The sequence below is a fragment of the Chitiniphilus eburneus genome, from assembly GCF_005048205.1.
Classification (GTDB): Bacteria; Pseudomonadota; Gammaproteobacteria; order Burkholderiales; family Chitinibacteraceae; genus Chitiniphilus; species Chitiniphilus eburneus.
In genome coordinates this window covers 60,073-76,741 of the sequence record NZ_SUMF01000005.1, presented here as the reverse complement: position 1 = coordinate 76,741, position 16,669 = coordinate 60,073, and the positions used below count along the sequence as shown (strand labels likewise).

Here is a 16,669-nt window from a genome sequence, read left to right as displayed (position 1 = left end):
CATTCACCACGCATGACCCGCCTTTCATCCTTGCCGGCGCAAGCAGACCGCTGCACCGTGCAGCGGAGCGACCCCGTAATCCGCCCTGCCTGACCTGCCCGTGACAATTGTCCGCGTCATATTCGTACATTCGAATAATGTGAAAAGCAGACATACCAAACCTGTTGCAAAGCTAGCTCTAGCCTGATGGTGCCTTACCCGAAATAAACCATTAACTGGAGATGATCGTCATGCTTGTGCGCCATGTTTTGCCTGTTCTTGCCGGCCTGCTGCTGTCGCAGGCCGCGTTCGCCATTCCCGCCTCCATCGACTCCACCCATGTCACCGTCGATTTCGATCCGGATACCTTCACCTTCGGCATCGACTACTACGACTGGGGCTGGACCAATTATCTGGACCCGAACAGCGTGGGCTATTCGGCCTCCACCAATGGGGTGACCCTCGATTTCGGCAGCCAGATATCGCTGTTCGATTACGCGATCAATGAAAGCGATCCGCTGCTGCCGGTGCACGCCTTCTTCGACGCGGGCTTTTCTTTCACCGCCAAGCCCGGCCAGAAGATCGTCGGCTACACCATCGACTTCATCGGCAGCTACAACACCGAATACCCCGGTGGCGTCGGCATGGGCGTGGATGGCGTGGGCTGGAGCAGCTACAGCAGCGGCGGCGGCTCGTTCGTGCAGCAGTTGCAATACAACGATCCGATTGCCCCGGCGCTGCGCGGCTCCGCCGAGGCGCAAGGCTCGATCGACTGGACCGAGGTGCAGGTGGGCACCGAGATCGTGCAGGTCGGCACCGATTGGCAGGAAGACCCGTTCTGCGTCGGGCAGCCGGATTGCCCGCTGATCGAAGTGCCGATCTATGGGGAAGTGCCGGTCTACATGTGGCAAGCCGATCTGGGCGGCGCCGATCTCTATCTGCAACGCATCTCCTTCAATGCCATCACCACCCCGGTGCCGGAACCCACCACCACCGCCTTGCTGCTGGCCGGTGGGGGGCTGGTCGGCTGGGCGCGGCGGCGCAAGGCACGCGCCGGCGAGCCGCGTTCCTGAGCGACGAGCATGAAAAAAAGGAGCGCCTGAGCGCTCCTTTTTTTTTGCGGACCGGCCGATCAACCCAGCCAGGCGCGCGCATTGCGGAACATGCGCAGCCACGGCGAATCCTCGCCCCAGTGATCCGGGTGCCAGCTCATCTGCACGGTACGGAACACGCGTTCCGGGTGCGGCATCATGATGCTGAAGCGGCCATCGGCGGTGGTCACCCCGGCCACGCCCTTCGGACTGCCGTTGGGGTTAGCCGGGTAGGCCTCGGTCGGCTTGCCGTGGCTGTCCACGTAGCGCATGGCAACGATGGTGTGCTTCAGGTCGCCTTGCTGGCTGAAGTTGGCGAAGCCCTCGCCGTGGCTCACCACCACCGGCAGCTTGCTGCCGGCCATGCCGCCGAAGAACAGCGATGGCGATTCCGGCAGTTCCACCATCGTCAGGCGCGCCTCGAACTGTTCGCTCTGGTTGCGGGTGAACTTGGGCCACGCTTCGGCGCCGGGAATGATGCCGGCCAGGTTGGCCATCATCTGGCAACCATTGCATACGCCCAGGCCAAAGGTATCGGCGCGATGGAAGAAGGTATCGAACTGATCGCGCGCACGGGCATTGAACAGGATGCTCTTGGCCCAGCCTTCACCGGCGCCCAGCACGTCGCCGTAGCTGAAGCCGCCACACGCGGCCATGCCCTGGAAATCAGCCAGGCTGATACGGCCGGAGATCAGGTCGCTCATGTGCACGTCCACGGCGGTGAAGCCCGCACGGGTAAAGGCGGCGGCCATCTCGATCTGCCCGTTGACGCCCTGCTCGCGCAGCACCGCCACCTTGGGACGCGCACCCTTAGCAATGAACGGCCCGGCAATGTCCTCGCCCGGCTCGAACGTCAGTTGGGCGAACAGGCCCTTGTCGTGGCGTTCTTCCAGCCGATGGAACTCGGCATCGGCGCAGGCCGGGTTGTCGCGCAGGCGCTGGATGCGCCAGCTCGTTTCCGTCCATGCCTTTTGCAGCTCGACGCGCGATTCGTCCAGCAGCAGCCGGTTGCGCTTCTTCACCTTCAGGCGATCGTCGTGGTTCAGCGTACCGATCACGTGCAGCTCGCTGCGGATGCCGACATTGGAGAACGCGGCGATCACGGCGGCGGTGTCGCTACGCTTCACCTGCAACAGCGCCCCCAGTTCCTCGTTGAACAGTACCCCCATCACGCGGCCCATCTCGGCGCGCGCCACGTCCTCGGACGACAACTCGTCCTCTTCGCGTGCGCGGCGACGGCGCTCGATGCAGACCTCGTCGATTTCCAGCGTCACGCCCACGTGGCTGGCGAACATCATTTCGGTCACCGCCGTCAGCAGGCCACCGTCCGAACGGTCGTGATAGGCCAGGATGCGGCCCTGGGCATTGAGTTTCTGCACCGTTTCGAAGAACGATTTCAGATGCGGCACGCTGACCACGTCCGGCGACCAGGTGCCAACCTGCTTGTGTACCTGCGCCAGCGCGGAACCACCCAGGCGGCACTTGCCGTCGCCCAGATCGACCAGGATCAGGTCGGTATCGAACTCGGCGCGCAGCACCGGCGTCAGCGTCTTGCGCACATCGGCCACCGGGGCGAAGGCGGACACGATCAGCGACAGCGGCGCGATCACTTCCTTCTTCTCGGCGCCGTCCTGCCACACCGTCTTCATCGACAGCGAATCCTTGCCCACCGGGATCGACACGCCCAGTTCGCGGCACAGGTCCAGGCCCACGGCCTTCACGGTGTCGTACAGATTGGCATCCTCGCCGGGGTGGCCGGCGGCGGCCATCCAGTTGGCCGACAACTTGACGTCGCCCAGCGCGGCGATCGGTGCGGCAGCGATGTTCAGTAGCGCTTCGGCCACCGCCATGCGGCCGGAAGCCGGGGCATTCAGCAGTGCCAGCGGCGTGCGCTCACCCATGGCCATCGCCTCGCCGCGATAGGTGGCAAAGCCCATCGTCGTGACGGCCACATCGGCCAGCGGGACCTGCCACGGGCCGACCATCTGGTCGCGCGCGGTCAGGCCGCCGACGCTACGGTCGCCGATGGTGATCAGGAAGCTCTTGCTGGCCACGGTGGGCAGGCGCAGCACGCGGTACAGCGAATCCTTCAGGTCGCAGGCGGACGAATCGAACACCTGGAACTGGGGCTTCAGACGCGCCACATCGCGGGTCATCCTGGGCGGCTTGCCGAGCAGCACGTCCATCGGCATGTCCACCGGCTTGTTGCCGAAATGCGGGTCCTCGACCACCAGTTGCCGTTGTTCGGTGGTACGACCGATCACCGCGAACGGGCACCGTTCACGCTCGCAGATCGCCTCGAACACCAGCAGATCGCGCGGGTGGATGCCCAGCACGTAACGTTCCTGCGATTCGTTGGACCAGATTTCCTTGGGCGCCATGCCCGATTCTTCGATGTTCACCTTGCGCAGATCGAACACCGCGCCCATGTGGGCGTCGTTCACCAGTTCCGGGAAGGCGTTGGAGATACCGCCCGCGCCCACGTCGTGGATCGACTGGATCGGGTTGGCATCGGCCAGTTGCCAGCAGCGGTCGATCACTTCCTGCGCGCGGCGCTGGATTTCGGGATTGCCACGCTGCACCGAATCGAAGTCCAGGTCGGCGGTATTGGCGCCGGTGGCCATCGAGCTGGCGGCGCCGCCGCCCATGCCGATCAGCATGCCGGGGCCGCCCAACTGGATCAGCAGGCTGCCTTCGGGCAAGGCGTTCTTGACGACGTGGATGGCGGCGATGTTGCCCAGGCCGCCCGCGATCATGATCGGCTTGTGGTAGCCGCGACGCTGGCCGTCGAAGCTTTCCTCGAAGGTACGGAAATAGCCGCAGAGGTTGGGGCGGCCGAATTCGTTGTTGAAGGCCGCGGCGCCGATCGGGCCCTCGATCATGATGTCGAGCGCGCTGGCGATGCGGTCCGGCTTGCCGTAGGCCGGGTCTTCCCACGGCTGGATCGCGCCGGGGATATTCAGGTTGGAGACGGTAAAGCCGCTCAGGCCGGCCTTGGGCCGCGAGCCGCGCCCGGTGGCGCCTTCGTCGCGGATTTCGCCGCCCGAGCCGGTGGCCGCGCCGGGAAACGGCGAAATCGCGGTCGGGTGGTTATGCGTTTCCACCTTCATCAGGATATGCGTCTGCTGGCGCTGGAAGGCATATTCGGCACTGCCGGCACTGGGGTAGAAACGATCGACCTCGGCGCCTTCGATGACCGACGAGTTGTCGGAATACGCCACCACCGTGCCTTCCGGGTGTGCCTTGTGCGTTTCGCGGATCATGCCGAACAGGCTGTGATCCTGCGCTTCGCCGTCGATGACGAAGTCGGCGTTGAAGATCTTGTGGCGGCAATGCTCGGAATTGGCCTGCGCGAACATGGTGAGTTCGACGTCGGTGGGGTTGCGCCCCAGCTTGCCGAAATTCTCCACCAGGTAATCGATCTCGTCCTCGGACAAGGCCAGGCCGAACTCGCCATTGGCCTTGACCAGCGCGACGCGGCCGCCGCCCAGCACGTCCACGCTGACCAGTTCGCGCGGAGCGAAATGGCGGAAGAGTTCGATGCCGGCGTCCAGCGTCTCGAACACCTGCTCGGTCATGCGGTCGTGCACCAGCGGAATCAGCAGGCTCTTCTCGGCGGTGCTCAACGGGGAGCCATCCACATGGCTGGCATGAATCGCCAGGCCGCGCTCTACCCGGGCCACCTGTTCCAGGCCACAGTGATGCACGATATCGGACGCTTTGGACGACCAGGGGGAAATCGTGCCCAGGCGCGGCAGTACCAACAGCAGCGTGCCCGTGGCTTCACCGTCGCGTGCCGGCTCGCCATAGCTGAGCACTCGCTCCAGCACCGTGCGCTGCTCGGCGCCCAGTTCTCCATCGACCTCCGCGTAATGCCAGAACTCGGCGTAGAGCCGGGCCTGTATGCCTTGCGCGGCCAGCGCGGCCTGGAGTTTTTCGATGCGGAAAGCGGAGAGCGCCGCGCCACCGCGCAGCTTGAGGACATCAGCCATGATTCGGATCCGTAGGGGTCGCGACAAATGAAACGCGGTGGGCAGCAACCCCCGCGCCGAAATTCAGGCGCAATGATACCGGAAAAGCTTGCCGTCGCCCGGCCCGGAACCCGCGCCGATTGCGCGGGCGCCGCCGTTGCGGGCCGCGCGGCCGGCCCCATGGCAAGCATCCCGGTGAACCGACCGGCACCTGGGCGGCCCGTCCTCGCGGATCGGCGGTCACCGCCACTTTCACCGGCCGGGACGGCATCCGTCGGCCCGTCCTTGCTGACGCCCGTCCCATGGCAAACCCTGGAAGCAGGTGTGCCGAGGGTTTCCACAGCCGGAAGGAAGCTTTGCCCTCTATGCCCAAGCGGATCGATGTTCATGGGTTTGATGCAGATATCGGCACACAATAACGAGCCGCAACGCCCAGTGGAATCACGGTTTACAAGCCCGACAGCCCTGACGAAGCGCCCTCCGACCCCGCGCATGGCCGTCATACCGGCGGGCCGCTCGCGACAATCTGGGCAAAACGGGCGCTGGCGAGCGTAAGTCAATCGCTCTAAACTCACAGACACTTCGTTTTCTTACGGCGTCGCGAGCCGTTCGTATTCTCCCACCGCTATCTTGGAGTAGACCGATGAGCCGTCCCGCTGGATCACAACTCAAGCTCACCTGGGAATGCATTTCCAATCACTACGACGGCGACACTTTCCTGGCCGAACTGACGCTGACCAATCAATCCGATGCGCCGCTGTCGGGCAACGATTGGGCGATCTATTTCAACGCCTGCCGCAAGGTCAAACCGGGCACCGTCACCGGCGGCGTGGACATGGTGCATGTCAACGGCGACCTGTCCAAGCTGGTGCCCACCGCCGACTTCGGCACGCTGGCTCCGGGCGAAAGCCGCAGCATCCGCTATGTCGGCCTGTTCTGGGTGATCCAGGAAACCGACGCCCCGCTGGGTTTCTACGTGGTGTATGGCGACGGCCAGGCCGATGCGCGCGCCGAAGCGATCGGCGACCCGGAAATCGTGCCGTTCACCCGCCCGGAACAACGCAACCGCTCCAACGGCGACAAGGTGCCCTATGTCACCGCGGATACCCGTTACGCCGATAACGAAGCACTGACGCTGCTGCCGGCCGACCAGGTAGGCAGGATCACGCCCACCCCGCTGGAATCGAGCTTTGGCGGCGGCAGCTACACTTTCTCGCACGACACACCGGTGGTCTTCCCGGTGGCGCTGGAGCGCGAGGCCGCCTTCCTGCGCCAGACCCTGAAGGACCTCACCGGCACCGAGTTCCATGGCGCCGCCCGGGGCAAGGGCATCGTGCTGCAACTGGGCCAGGTGGCCGTGGCCGACAGCGGCGCCGCCGCCGAGGCCTATACGCTGGAAGTGAACGCCGACGGTATCGTGATCACCGGCGCCAGCGCGCACGGTGTGTTCAATGGCATCCAGTCGCTGCGCCAGTTGTTGCCGCTGGACGCCTGGCGCAATCCGCAGCCGACGCTGAGCGTGCCGTTCGGCAAGGTGAAGGATGCCCCGCGCTTTGCCTATCGCGGCATGCACCTGGATGTGGGCCGCAACTTCTCTTCCAAGCAGACCATCCTTCGCCTGCTCGACTGCATGGCGCTGTACAAACTCAACAAGTTCCACTTCCATCTGACCGATGACGAAGGCTGGCGCCTGGAAATCCCCAGCCTGCCGGAACTGACCGAAATCGGCAGCCTGCGCGGCTTTACCACCACCGAAACCGACAACCTGGTGCCCAGCTTCGGCTCCGGCGCCGAGGTCGAGCACTCTCATGGCACCGGCTTCTATACCCGTGCCGAATACATCGAGATCCTGAAGTTCGCCGCCGCACGCCATATCGAGGTCGTGCCCGAATTCGACGTGCCGGGCCACGCCCGCTCGGCGATCAAGGCAATGAACGTGCGTTACGACCGCCTGGTGAAGGCCGGCAAGCAGGCCGAGGCCGAGTACTACCTGCTGGCGGATTTCGACGATGTCTCCAAGTACGAGTCGGTGCAGTTGTGGCACGACAATGTGATCTGCATCGCGCTCGACGGCGCGTATCACTTCATCGAAACCGTGATCCGCGACGTGAAGGAGATGTACGCCGAGGCCGGCGTGGAATGGAAGACCATGCACACCGGCGGCGACGAAGTGCCCGCCGGGGTGTGGGAAGGCTCGCCCAAGTGCCAGGCCTTCATGCAGCAGCATGGCCTGAACGGCACGCGCGAACTGCTCGACCATTTCCTGGCGCGCTATCGCGACATCCTCAAGAAATACGACCTGACCTTCGGCGGCTGGGAAGAAATTGCCCTCACCAGCGAAACCGTCGACGGCGCGCACGTTCACAAGCCGAACCCCAAGTTCGTCAACGCCAACTTCCAGCCGTATGTCTGGAACAACGTGTGGGGCTGGGGCCAGGAGGATTTCGCCTACCAGTTGGCCAACGCCGGCTACAAGGTGGTGCTGTGCAACGTCACCAATCTGTATTTCGACCTGGCCTATGAAAAGGACCCGCAGGAGCCCGGCTACTACTGGGGCGGCTTCATCAATACGCGCAAGGCATTCGAATTCTGCCCGCTCGATATCTACACCACCGCCAAGCTCAACCTGTTCGGCGGCGAGCTGGGCGATTCGCTGAAGGACAAGGCGCGCCTGACCGCCGACGGCACCCGCAACGTGCTGGGCATCCAGGGCGAGCTGTGGGGTGAAAATGCCCGCAGTGGCACGCGGGTCGAGCACTTTGCCATGCCGCGCATCGTTGCCCTGGCCGAACGCGCCTGGGCCGTCGATCCGGGCTGGACCTTCATCGCCGACGAAGGCGAGCGCGACCGCCGCATGCAGGCCGACTGGAACCAGTTCGCCAACCGCCTGGGTCAACGCGAACTGCCGCGCCTGGATGGTTTCCTCGGCGGCTACGGCTACCGCGTGCCGGTGCCGGGCGCCCGGGTCGAAGGCGGCAAGCTGCTGGCCAATATCGAAAGCCCGGGCTTCGTGCTGCGCTACACCACCGACGGCAGCGAACCGAACGCTGCCTCGCCGGCCTACACCGGCCCGGTGGCAGTCAGCGGCACGGTCACGCTGGCCGCGTTCACCACCACCAACCGTCGCGGCCGTTCGGTACAGGTCGGCTGAGCCACCGGTAACCCGCAACGTAAAACGCCTGCACTTCGGTGCAGGCGTTTTGCTTGGCGGTCACGGCCAGCCGCGCCACCTCGGGACGGCAATCCAGCGCTTACTTCTTGCTGGAGGGATTCAGTGCCTCGGGATGGCGCTGGCGCAGGCTGGCGGCCATGGCGAGCAGCTTCGCCAGTTGCTGGCGATTGCCGCGCTGGGCGATGTCCAGCGGCGTGGTGCCGTCCTGATAGGCGGCAAGTGGATCGGCTCCGTAGTCCAGCAGGGCAACGCTGGCATCGAGGTGGCCATTGGATACCGCCTTGTGCAAGGCGGTCCAGCCATCCGTGGTGGTGGCGGCCACGTTGGCGCCCACCGCGATCAGCGCGCGCACCAGCTTGGTATGCCCGCACGACGCGGCCTGGATCAGCGGCGTAAAGCCGTGGTTGCTGGTGGCATTCACGCGGGCGCCATTGGCCAGCAACAGGTTCACCAGCCCTTCATTGCCGTTGAGCGCGGCCCAGTGCAAGGGGCTGTAACCATCGTTGTCCTGCGCATGAACGCTGCCACCGGCGCGGATCAACGCTTCGGCCATCGCCAGGTTGCCTTCGAAGCAGGCGCGCATCAGCGGCGTCCATTCCTGCTCGTCCCGGGCGTCGATCGACAGCCCCGCGCGCAGGAACAGCCCGATCATCTGCTGTTCACCACGGCCGACGCTGGTATGGAAATCCTTGGCGCTGGGCATCAGGCCATGCGCGGCCAGCTCTTCCTGCGCCTTGCCGTTGACGTGCGCCCACACGTCCTCCTGCTCCTGGCTCGGCAAGACCAGATGATCGTAAGCAAATGCCAATGACATCAACTCCGCGCCGACCTCGGGCGGAAACCCCTGCCGATCGGGGCGATCCATGATCAACAGCTCTTCGAAATAGGCGGACAACGCCGGCGTACCCCACAAATCCACGATCCGGCCGATGATGCGCGGGTAGCGCTCCGCCAGCAGGTGCGGATAGCGACCTGCGAGATCATAGCGATTGAGGTAATCAAGCAAAGAATCGGACATGATGCTTTGTAAGATTAAAACTTTCATTGATATCAGCGCATTGTACCGCAAAGCCCTTGCGGCCTGAACGAAACGCCTGCGCGATGTCGTGCATGGAAAGCTGGACACGCCGCAGCGCGCCGGTTACCATCCCGCCTCTTTGCAGGTTGGACGGCAATGTCCCGCCCCGCAAGGCCGACATGGTGAAATTGGTAGACACGCTATCTTGAGGGGGTAGTGGCTTCGGCTGTGTGAGTTCGAGTCTCACTGTCGGCACCATCGAATAACGAAAAGCCGGGTTTCGACCCGGCTTTTTTGCGTCTATCGGTTCGGGGCAGGGGCCGATGGGAGGACAGCGCGACGTCTGTTCCCCGCTTGCCCACTTTCATGCCATTGCGCGCGCACGGAAAGGCCCGCCTCCCCTATCATCGTCCGGTTTGAGCGGGTGATTACCGACCCGAATCAGACACAATTGCGATGCTCCTTGCTCCCTTTGCGCGCCTTGCGCATTCTCCACCGAAAAAATTCGGGATTTTCTTGCACCAGCAGTCTGCTCAGGGCGACCTATAATTACACAAATAGAAATATTGGTTTTGCGCACCGATTCAGGGCACACGGGATTGGCCCACCCCGAAAATGGTGCGGCGCAACCAGGAAACATCTTGAGGTTATCCGCCGCAAGCCAATGATCTAGTGCACATAAAGGGTATTCCTCATTAACGTTTCCACTTATGGCCGCACATCGGTAAGGACACTAGGCTATGCTGCAAATATGTAAAAATAATCCTAACTACCCCCAGCCAAACGGGTGGGACCACCACCAAGCTTTGCACTGAGATTTCGCTTTACGTTCAAGGCCATCCCACCGCTGGGTCGCCGCAGGAGTATTAATCATGATGTCGCTACGAAGCTGGATGGTCGCCGTACCGCTCGCCGCAGTCGTCGCCGGCTTTGCTGCCACCCTTGGCTACGTGTTCAGCGCCGGCAATCTCGCGGGCGGCACCGCCACCATCGCCCTGCTGATTGCTTTGGTCAGCGTGGGCGGTATCGCCGCCGCGTTGCTGTTCGGCGTCGGCAAGGGAATGGGCTCGCTCGCCCGCATCCACGCCACGCTGCAAAGCCTGGGCAGCGATCACGGTGACCTGAATCTGCGCCTGCCGGATATGGGCGACGACGAGGCCGGCCAGATCGCCAAGGCCCTCAATACCTTCGTATCCCGCCAGCAGGGCGTGCTGCGCGAAGTACAGCGGGAAATGGAAGGCCTCGCCATCGGCCTGCACGAAGTGGCCGTGGTCAATGAGCAGATGGCCAAGGACGCCCGCCAGCAATCGGATTTCGCGGCGGCCTCCGCCGCCACCGTGCAGCAGATCACGGTCAGCATCAATCACATTGCCGACAATGCCCGCGACGTGGACGAAGCGGTGTCGGACACCCAGCACACCGCCAGCGAAAGCGCCGACGCGGTAAGCCGCGTCCTGGAAGAAGTGGGCGGCGTCGCCAGCGCCATGCAGGAGCTGGGCACCACGATGGACAGCCTGGGCAAGCGCTCGCAGGAAATCAGCGGCATCGTCGGGGTGATCAAGGACATCGCGGGCCAGACCAACCTCCTGGCCCTGAACGCGGCCATCGAGGCCGCGCGCGCCGGCGAGCAGGGCCGTGGCTTCGCCGTGGTGGCGGACGAAGTGCGCAAGCTGGCCGAACGTACCTCGACCGCAACAGTGGAAATCGCTCGCATGATCGAATCGATCGGCAGCGAAACCACCAGCGCGGTGAGCAGCATGGGGTCCACCGCCGATCAGGTGAACGGCAGCGTGATCAGTGCCGATGACGCCCGCAAGCACATGCTGGGCATCGGTCAGCGCATGGAACACGTAGTGGAAGCGGTGCGGCAGATCGCCGAATCGACCCGCGAGCAATCGTCGGCCACCACGACCATGGCGCACTCCGCCGAGCAGATCAACAACATGACGCAGGCCACCGATTCGGCCCTGCGCCAATCCGGCCAGACGCTGGCCCAGCTCGACGGGCGCGCCAGCAGGCTGCTCGATCTGGTCGGCAAGTTCAAGCTGGCCGACATCGAGGTGCTGCACTGGTGGCTGTCGTCGTCCGAAGCGCGCGCGGTGTCGGAAGTGAAGGCATTGCTGAACAAGCAGGGTCACCACTGGATGGATGCGCGCAGCAGCGGCGAAAATCCGATGGCCTCGCTCAAGACACGCGTCCAGGCGGGCAATTCGCCCACCGCCGCCGCCATCGGTGGCGTGAAGATCCAGAACTGGGCCCGCGACGGCGTCTGTGCCGATCTGACCGAAATCGCCCGCGAGCAAGGTTGGTCACGCGTGCTGCCCGCCGTGTTCGACCAGATGATCCAGGCCGACGGCAAGTACGTGGCCGTGCCGCTGGGCACCGCCCGTACCAACATGCTGTGGGTGAACGCCCAGATCGTGAACCGCCTGAACCTGCGCCCGCCCACCTCGTGGGACGACTTCTTCGTCATGGCCGACAAGCTGAAGCAGGCCGGGATTCCGGCGCTGGCGCACAGCGAGCAGAGCTGGCAGGTCGCCACCGTGTTCGAAGCCATTGCGCTGGGCCAGGGCGGTGCCGACTTCTACCGTGCCGCGTTCAGCCAGCTCGACCAGGGCAGCCTCACCGGCGCGAAGATGATCAAGGCACTGGAAACCCTCAAGCGCCTGAAGCCCTACGTGACGCCGGACCCGGTGGGTCGCGACTGGAACCTCGCCACCGCCGACGTCATCAATGGCCGCGCCGCGATGCAGTTGATGGGCGACTGGTCCAAGGCGGAGTTCGTGCAGGCCGGCAAGGAACAGGGCCGCGATTACCTGTGCTGGCCGGCGCCGACGCAAAGCGGCGACTACAGCTTCGCCGCCGACACGCTGACGATGTTCAAGCAGACCGACCCGCTGCGCCATGCGGCACAACGCGATTTCGTCCGCCTGCTGATGAGCCAGGAAGGGCAGGAAGTGTTCAACCTGTACAAGGGCAACATCCCGGCGCGGACCGACGTGAACATGACGCGCTACGACGAGTACGCCCGCCAGTCCTCCAAGGATTTCGCCGCGGCCGCCAACAAGGGCGTGCTGGTGCCGTCCTGGGCCCACAACATGGCCGTGCAGGACAATGTCCGCTCCGCCTTCTTCGATGTGATCGGGGCCTACTGGGGCAATGCCAATATGAGCGCGCAGGATGCAGCGCGCCGACTCGGCGAGGCCGCGCGTCGCTAGACGCCCTGCTTCGCAACTGGAAAGCCCGGCTTCGGCCGGGCTTTTTTCATGTCGGTTGGCACCAGCGCGCTATTGCACATATTCGCGCAACTCCTGTTCCAGCGAAATCTGCAATTCCAGCGGGTTGAGAATGCGAAGGTGCGGAATCCAGTAGCGCACGATGGGCAGGATCTGCGCGGGGTGAACCACCGCCGTGGACACGATCAGGCTGCCATCCGCCAGTTCCTCGACGATCTGCTGTCGGGCCAGCACGGTGCGCCGCTTGAAGTAATCGGCGGCCTCCGCATTGACGGTGATGAGCACCTCGCTCAAGGCCTCGTGGGACCAGATGCTGTCGTCGGTCTGGACGCGGACCTGGATGGCGGGGTCGGGCTGGAAGCTGGACGCCTTGACCGACAGCGTCTGAATCTTGCCAAGGTGGAAGGTCTTGATCTGGCCGTGGTGAACCGCCGCCAGGTACCATGCCCCCTTGTCGTTCAGCAGCCGGTAGGGCTCCAGGTCCACATAGTCATCCAGGCCGGCACCGGTGCGATACTGGAAATCCAGGTGCCGGTACTCGGTGATCGCGCCCTGGATCGTCTGCACGTCCGCGGGCTTTCCGGCCTGCTCGTCGTACACTCCCTTGGTCAGCAGCGCACTACGCGCCATGTGATCGAACATATCCCGCAGCAGTGCCGAACCCACATCCGGGAACAGGTCCTGGATGCCCGACAATGCGATCAGCCGGTCTACTTCGTGGAAAGTCAATTTGCCGAGCAGATAGCTCGGCAAAAAGTAACGCCCGTCTTCATCCTGGCGCAGGCCCATGGCGTCGAGACGATCGAGGTCACGACGCGCCGTCTTGACCGAGACATTGAACCGGCCCGCCAGGCCCTTGGGCGTGAGCTTGCCACCCTGGTTGAGCAATATGAGGGTACAGGCCAGGCGATGGGCAAGGCGATCATGCGTGCCTTTCGTGGACATTAGCCAAATCCTCTTTTGAGTCCGCGCCTGATTTCGCCAGGTTTCCGCATCCGGCATGGATGCCACACAACTTGTCTCAAGATGTCGCGGTGATAGCCGCGCGCAGTATGTGGATGCGGCGGGACAGGTGGTGTCCCACGCACGGGTTTCCGTGGTAGGGCAAGGAGGGCAAACCTTCGGATTTCCCCCCTCCCATTTCGGAATGACGCCGCCACATTCAGCCAAACAGTGATTCAGCCGGGCCACTGGGTGAATAGCGCAAGATCGTTGGCACAGTGAGGGGGAAGCCCACCTCACCGCACACCAATGGCCGGAGGATGGCTGATCGCGGCCCCGCTCAGGCACCTGAAAAAAGGGGAGCATGGTGCTCCCCGGCCGGCGTGCGTCAGAGCATCACGCCGTCAGTGTGTGGCCCCCACCGGTTTCCGGCGGCCAGTCATTCGTTCCAGCACATGGCGCGTCATGCCCTTGGCCAGCTCGTGTTCGCCCATGAATACCTGCCCCACCTGTTCCTGCGCCAGCAGCACGGCTTCGTCTTCGCTATGGGTACGCACCACGGTTTCGATGCCCGGGTTGAGCGTGCGCGCAATCTCCACCATCCGCCGCACATGGAAGCTGTCCGGCGTGGCGATCACCAGCATGCCGGCATTGGCAATGTGCGCCTGGATCAGCACTGCGGGCTCGGCCGCATCGCCCGACACCGCCGGCACGCCCTGGATACGCAGGGTTTCGACGATCTCGCGGTTCTGCTCGGCCACCACGAAGGGGATGCCCTGTTCGGCCAATGCCTCGCCAATGCGGCGGCCGACCCGGCCATAGCCCACCAGCACCACTTGCCCGGTCAGCTTGTCCTGGTCCACTTCCATCGGCAGTTCGGCCAGTGGATCGTCACGCCGTTCCAGCAACCGCGCCAGGTTGGAACGCGAGCGGATCCAGCGCTGCGCCGGCTCGATGGCCGTGAAGACCACCGAGTTGAATGCAATCGAAATCAGCGCGCCGGCCAGAATCAGGCTTTGCCCTTCCTTGGGCAGCAGGTCGAGCGCCAGCCCCATGCCCGCCAGGATGAACGAGAACTCGCCGATCTGCGCCAGACTGGCCGAAACGGTGAGCGCGGTATTGAGCGGATAGCGGAACATCAGCACCAGCGCGAACGCCGCCACGGTCTTGCCGACGATGATGATCGCCACCACCGCCAGGACCTGCAACGGCTGCTCGACCATGACGCGCGGATCGAACAGCATGCCCACCGACACGAAGAACAGCACCGAAAACGCATCGCGCAGCGGCAGCGATTCCTCGGCGGCGCGATGGCTGAGATCCGACTCGCGCATCACCATGCCGGCAAAGAATGCACCCAATGCGAACGACACCCCGAACAACTTGGCCGAACCGTAGGCGATACCCAGCGCGGCGGCGACCACGCACAGCGTGAACAGCTCGCGCGAACCGGTGCGCGCCACCTGCCACAGCAGCCAGGGAAACAGGCGGCGCCCGACCACCAGCATCAGCACCACGAATACGGCCACCTGGCCCAGCGTACTGAGCAGCGTCCACCACAGGTTGCCGCCGGTCGCGTGCCCCGCCACCGTACCGCCCAGCATCGGCGCCACCGCCGGCAACAGCACCAGCACCAGCACCATTGCCAGGTCTTCGACGATCAGCCAGCCCACGGCAATGCGGCCGTTCACCGATTCGAGCACCCCGCGCGTTTCCAGTGCCCGCAACAGCACCACGGTACTGGCGCACGACAGCGACAGCCCGAACACCAGCGCGCCGCCGATGCTCCAGCCCCACCACATCGCCACGCCCATCCCCAGCAGCGTGGCAACGGCAATCTGTACCACGGCGCCGGGCAACGCGATCTTGCGCACCGCCAGCAGGTCTTCCAGCGAAAAGTGCAGCCCCACGCCGAACATCAGCAGCATCACACCGATTTCAGCCAGTTGCCCCGCCAGGTGCACATCGGCCACGAAACCCGGCGTTGCCGGCCCGATCACCATGCCGGCCAGCAGATAACCGACCAATGCGGGTATTTTCAGGCGGGCGCAGAGAAAACCGAGAATCAGCGCCAGGCCAAGACCGGCGGAAATGGTGGTGATCAGGCTGATATCGTGCGGCACGTATCGCGGTTCCTTATGGTTATGAGTGGCAAGACAGACGCGCGGCCGAACGGCGCCGCGCGGTGGGCGCGATGATCCCGAACCCCGTTCCGATGCCGTTGGCCAGGCATGGACAGCACGCCGGCAGGCAGTCGGACCGGAAACGGCTTTCAGTTAAACAGCGAAACAGGCGTTCGGTTCACCCTTTCCCGACACTTTTTGGCATTTCCCTGCAAGGTGCGTATTTTCGCATGCTTTTCGCGCACGTTTCCCGGCGATTTTCAGGTTTGGCACCGGTAATCATCGAGGCGGATCGGCCCGCCGGGAACACCCAAAGGTAGCACTTCCGGCCGTGGTATCGCCGCAAAAAATCCCTAAAGCATATTGACAGAAATCAGTCAGTTATGAAAATTGCCGCGCATGCAAGTAACCACGCCGAAGCTCCAGGTTGAACGGCTGCTTTTTCCCGATACGCGCTCCACGATGCATGGCAATTTGCACGTAATCTTGGCGCCAGATCCACCCAACTTACATTTCAGTCTGCTTCCTCACCAAATTCTGAGAAAACGGCCCGGGTGGGTTCGTTCACTCAACCCCAGGAGTTTCAACATGGCATTCGACGCCTTCATCAAGATCGACGGCATTCCCGGTGAAAGCACCGACGACAAGCACAAGGACTGGATCGAGATCAAATCCTTCGCGCACAAGCTGGAACAGCCGGCTTCGGCCACCGCCAGCTCGGTCGGCGGCGCCACCGCCGAGCGCGTGAACCACAGCACCTTCGATATCGTGCACCTGATCGATAAGGCCAGCCCCAAGCTGTACGAAGCTTGCTGCACCGGCAAGCACATCAAGGATGTGACGCTGGAACTGTGCCGCGCCGGTGGCGACAAGGTGAAGTACCTCGAGGTAAAGCTGGAACAGGTGCTGATCTCCAAGGTGCAGCCGAACGGCTCGGCCAACGATGAAGGTTTCCCGTCCGAAGCGGTGAGCTTCAGCTACGGCAAGATCAAGTGGACCTACACCCAGCAGAAGCGTGAAGACGGTGCCGGCGGCGGCAATGTCAGCGCCGGCTGGGACCTGACGGCGAACAAGACCATCGCCTGATCATCCCACGCGCACGAAAAGCCCCGCTTCGGCGGGGCTTTTTGCATTCAT

Annotated in this window: 9 protein-coding genes and 1 tRNA gene; 5 read left to right on the top strand and 5 right to left on the bottom strand. The window is 63.7% G+C overall.

Annotated features, from left to right (window positions below):
- The first annotated feature begins 230 nt into the window (after positions 1–230).
- On the top strand, positions 231–1,052 hold the full coding sequence (locus FAZ21_RS07490; RefSeq protein ID WP_211243401.1) for a PEP-CTERM sorting domain-containing protein: 822 nt from the start codon (positions 231–233) through the stop codon (positions 1,050–1,052).
- Between the two features lie 59 nt (positions 1,053–1,111).
- Here FAZ21_RS07490 and purL read toward each other — a convergent pair whose 3' ends face one another.
- On the bottom strand, positions 1,112–5,062 hold the full coding sequence (gene purL, locus FAZ21_RS07485; RefSeq protein ID WP_136772660.1) for a phosphoribosylformylglycinamidine synthase: 3,951 nt from the start codon (positions 5,060–5,062) through the stop codon (positions 1,112–1,114).
- 622 nt (positions 5,063–5,684) lie between these two features.
- Between purL and FAZ21_RS07480 the strand changes: the two genes are divergently transcribed.
- Complete coding sequence (locus tag FAZ21_RS07480) at positions 5,685–8,192, top strand: beta-N-acetylhexosaminidase (protein ID WP_136772659.1); 2,508 nt, start codon at positions 5,685–5,687, stop codon at positions 8,190–8,192.
- Between the two features lie 100 nt (positions 8,193–8,292).
- On the opposite strand, the gene FAZ21_RS07475 is transcribed toward FAZ21_RS07480, so the two are convergent.
- Positions 8,293–9,231, bottom strand: a complete 939-nt coding sequence (locus FAZ21_RS07475; RefSeq protein WP_169307296.1) for an ankyrin repeat domain-containing protein — start codon at positions 9,229–9,231, stop codon at positions 8,293–8,295.
- Positions 9,212–9,430, bottom strand: a complete 219-nt coding sequence (locus tag FAZ21_RS07470; RefSeq protein WP_136772657.1) for a hypothetical protein — start codon at positions 9,428–9,430, stop codon at positions 9,212–9,214. The genes FAZ21_RS07475 and FAZ21_RS07470 overlap by 20 nt, the downstream gene beginning before the upstream one ends.
- Here FAZ21_RS07470 and FAZ21_RS07465 point away from each other — a divergent pair.
- Positions 9,405–9,489 (top strand) — tRNA-Leu (locus FAZ21_RS07465). The two genes, FAZ21_RS07470 and FAZ21_RS07465, sit on opposite strands and share 26 nt — an antisense overlap.
- A 614-nt stretch (positions 9,490–10,103) precedes the next feature.
- Positions 10,104–12,449: an extracellular solute-binding protein gene (locus FAZ21_RS07460; RefSeq protein ID WP_136772656.1), complete on the top strand. Its 2,346-nt coding sequence runs from the start codon at positions 10,104–10,106 to the stop codon at positions 12,447–12,449.
- Positions 12,450–12,518: 69 nt separating this feature from the next.
- Here the strand turns inward: FAZ21_RS07460 and FAZ21_RS07455 are convergent, their stop codons facing one another.
- Together FAZ21_RS07455 and FAZ21_RS07450 are read right to left on the bottom strand one after the other, a co-directional pair.
- Positions 12,519–13,412, bottom strand: a complete 894-nt coding sequence (locus FAZ21_RS07455) for a helix-turn-helix transcriptional regulator (protein WP_169307295.1) — start codon at positions 13,410–13,412, stop codon at positions 12,519–12,521.
- Positions 13,413–13,813: 401 nt separating this feature from the next.
- Positions 13,814–15,532, bottom strand: a complete 1,719-nt coding sequence (locus tag FAZ21_RS07450) for a cation:proton antiporter domain-containing protein (protein WP_136772654.1) — start codon at positions 15,530–15,532, stop codon at positions 13,814–13,816.
- A 588-nt stretch (positions 15,533–16,120) separates the two neighbouring features.
- Here FAZ21_RS07450 and FAZ21_RS07445 point away from each other — a divergent pair.
- Complete coding sequence (locus tag FAZ21_RS07445; protein ID WP_136772653.1) at positions 16,121–16,618, top strand: Hcp family type VI secretion system effector; 498 nt, start codon at positions 16,121–16,123, stop codon at positions 16,616–16,618.
- The last annotated feature ends 51 nt before the right edge of the window (positions 16,619–16,669 follow it).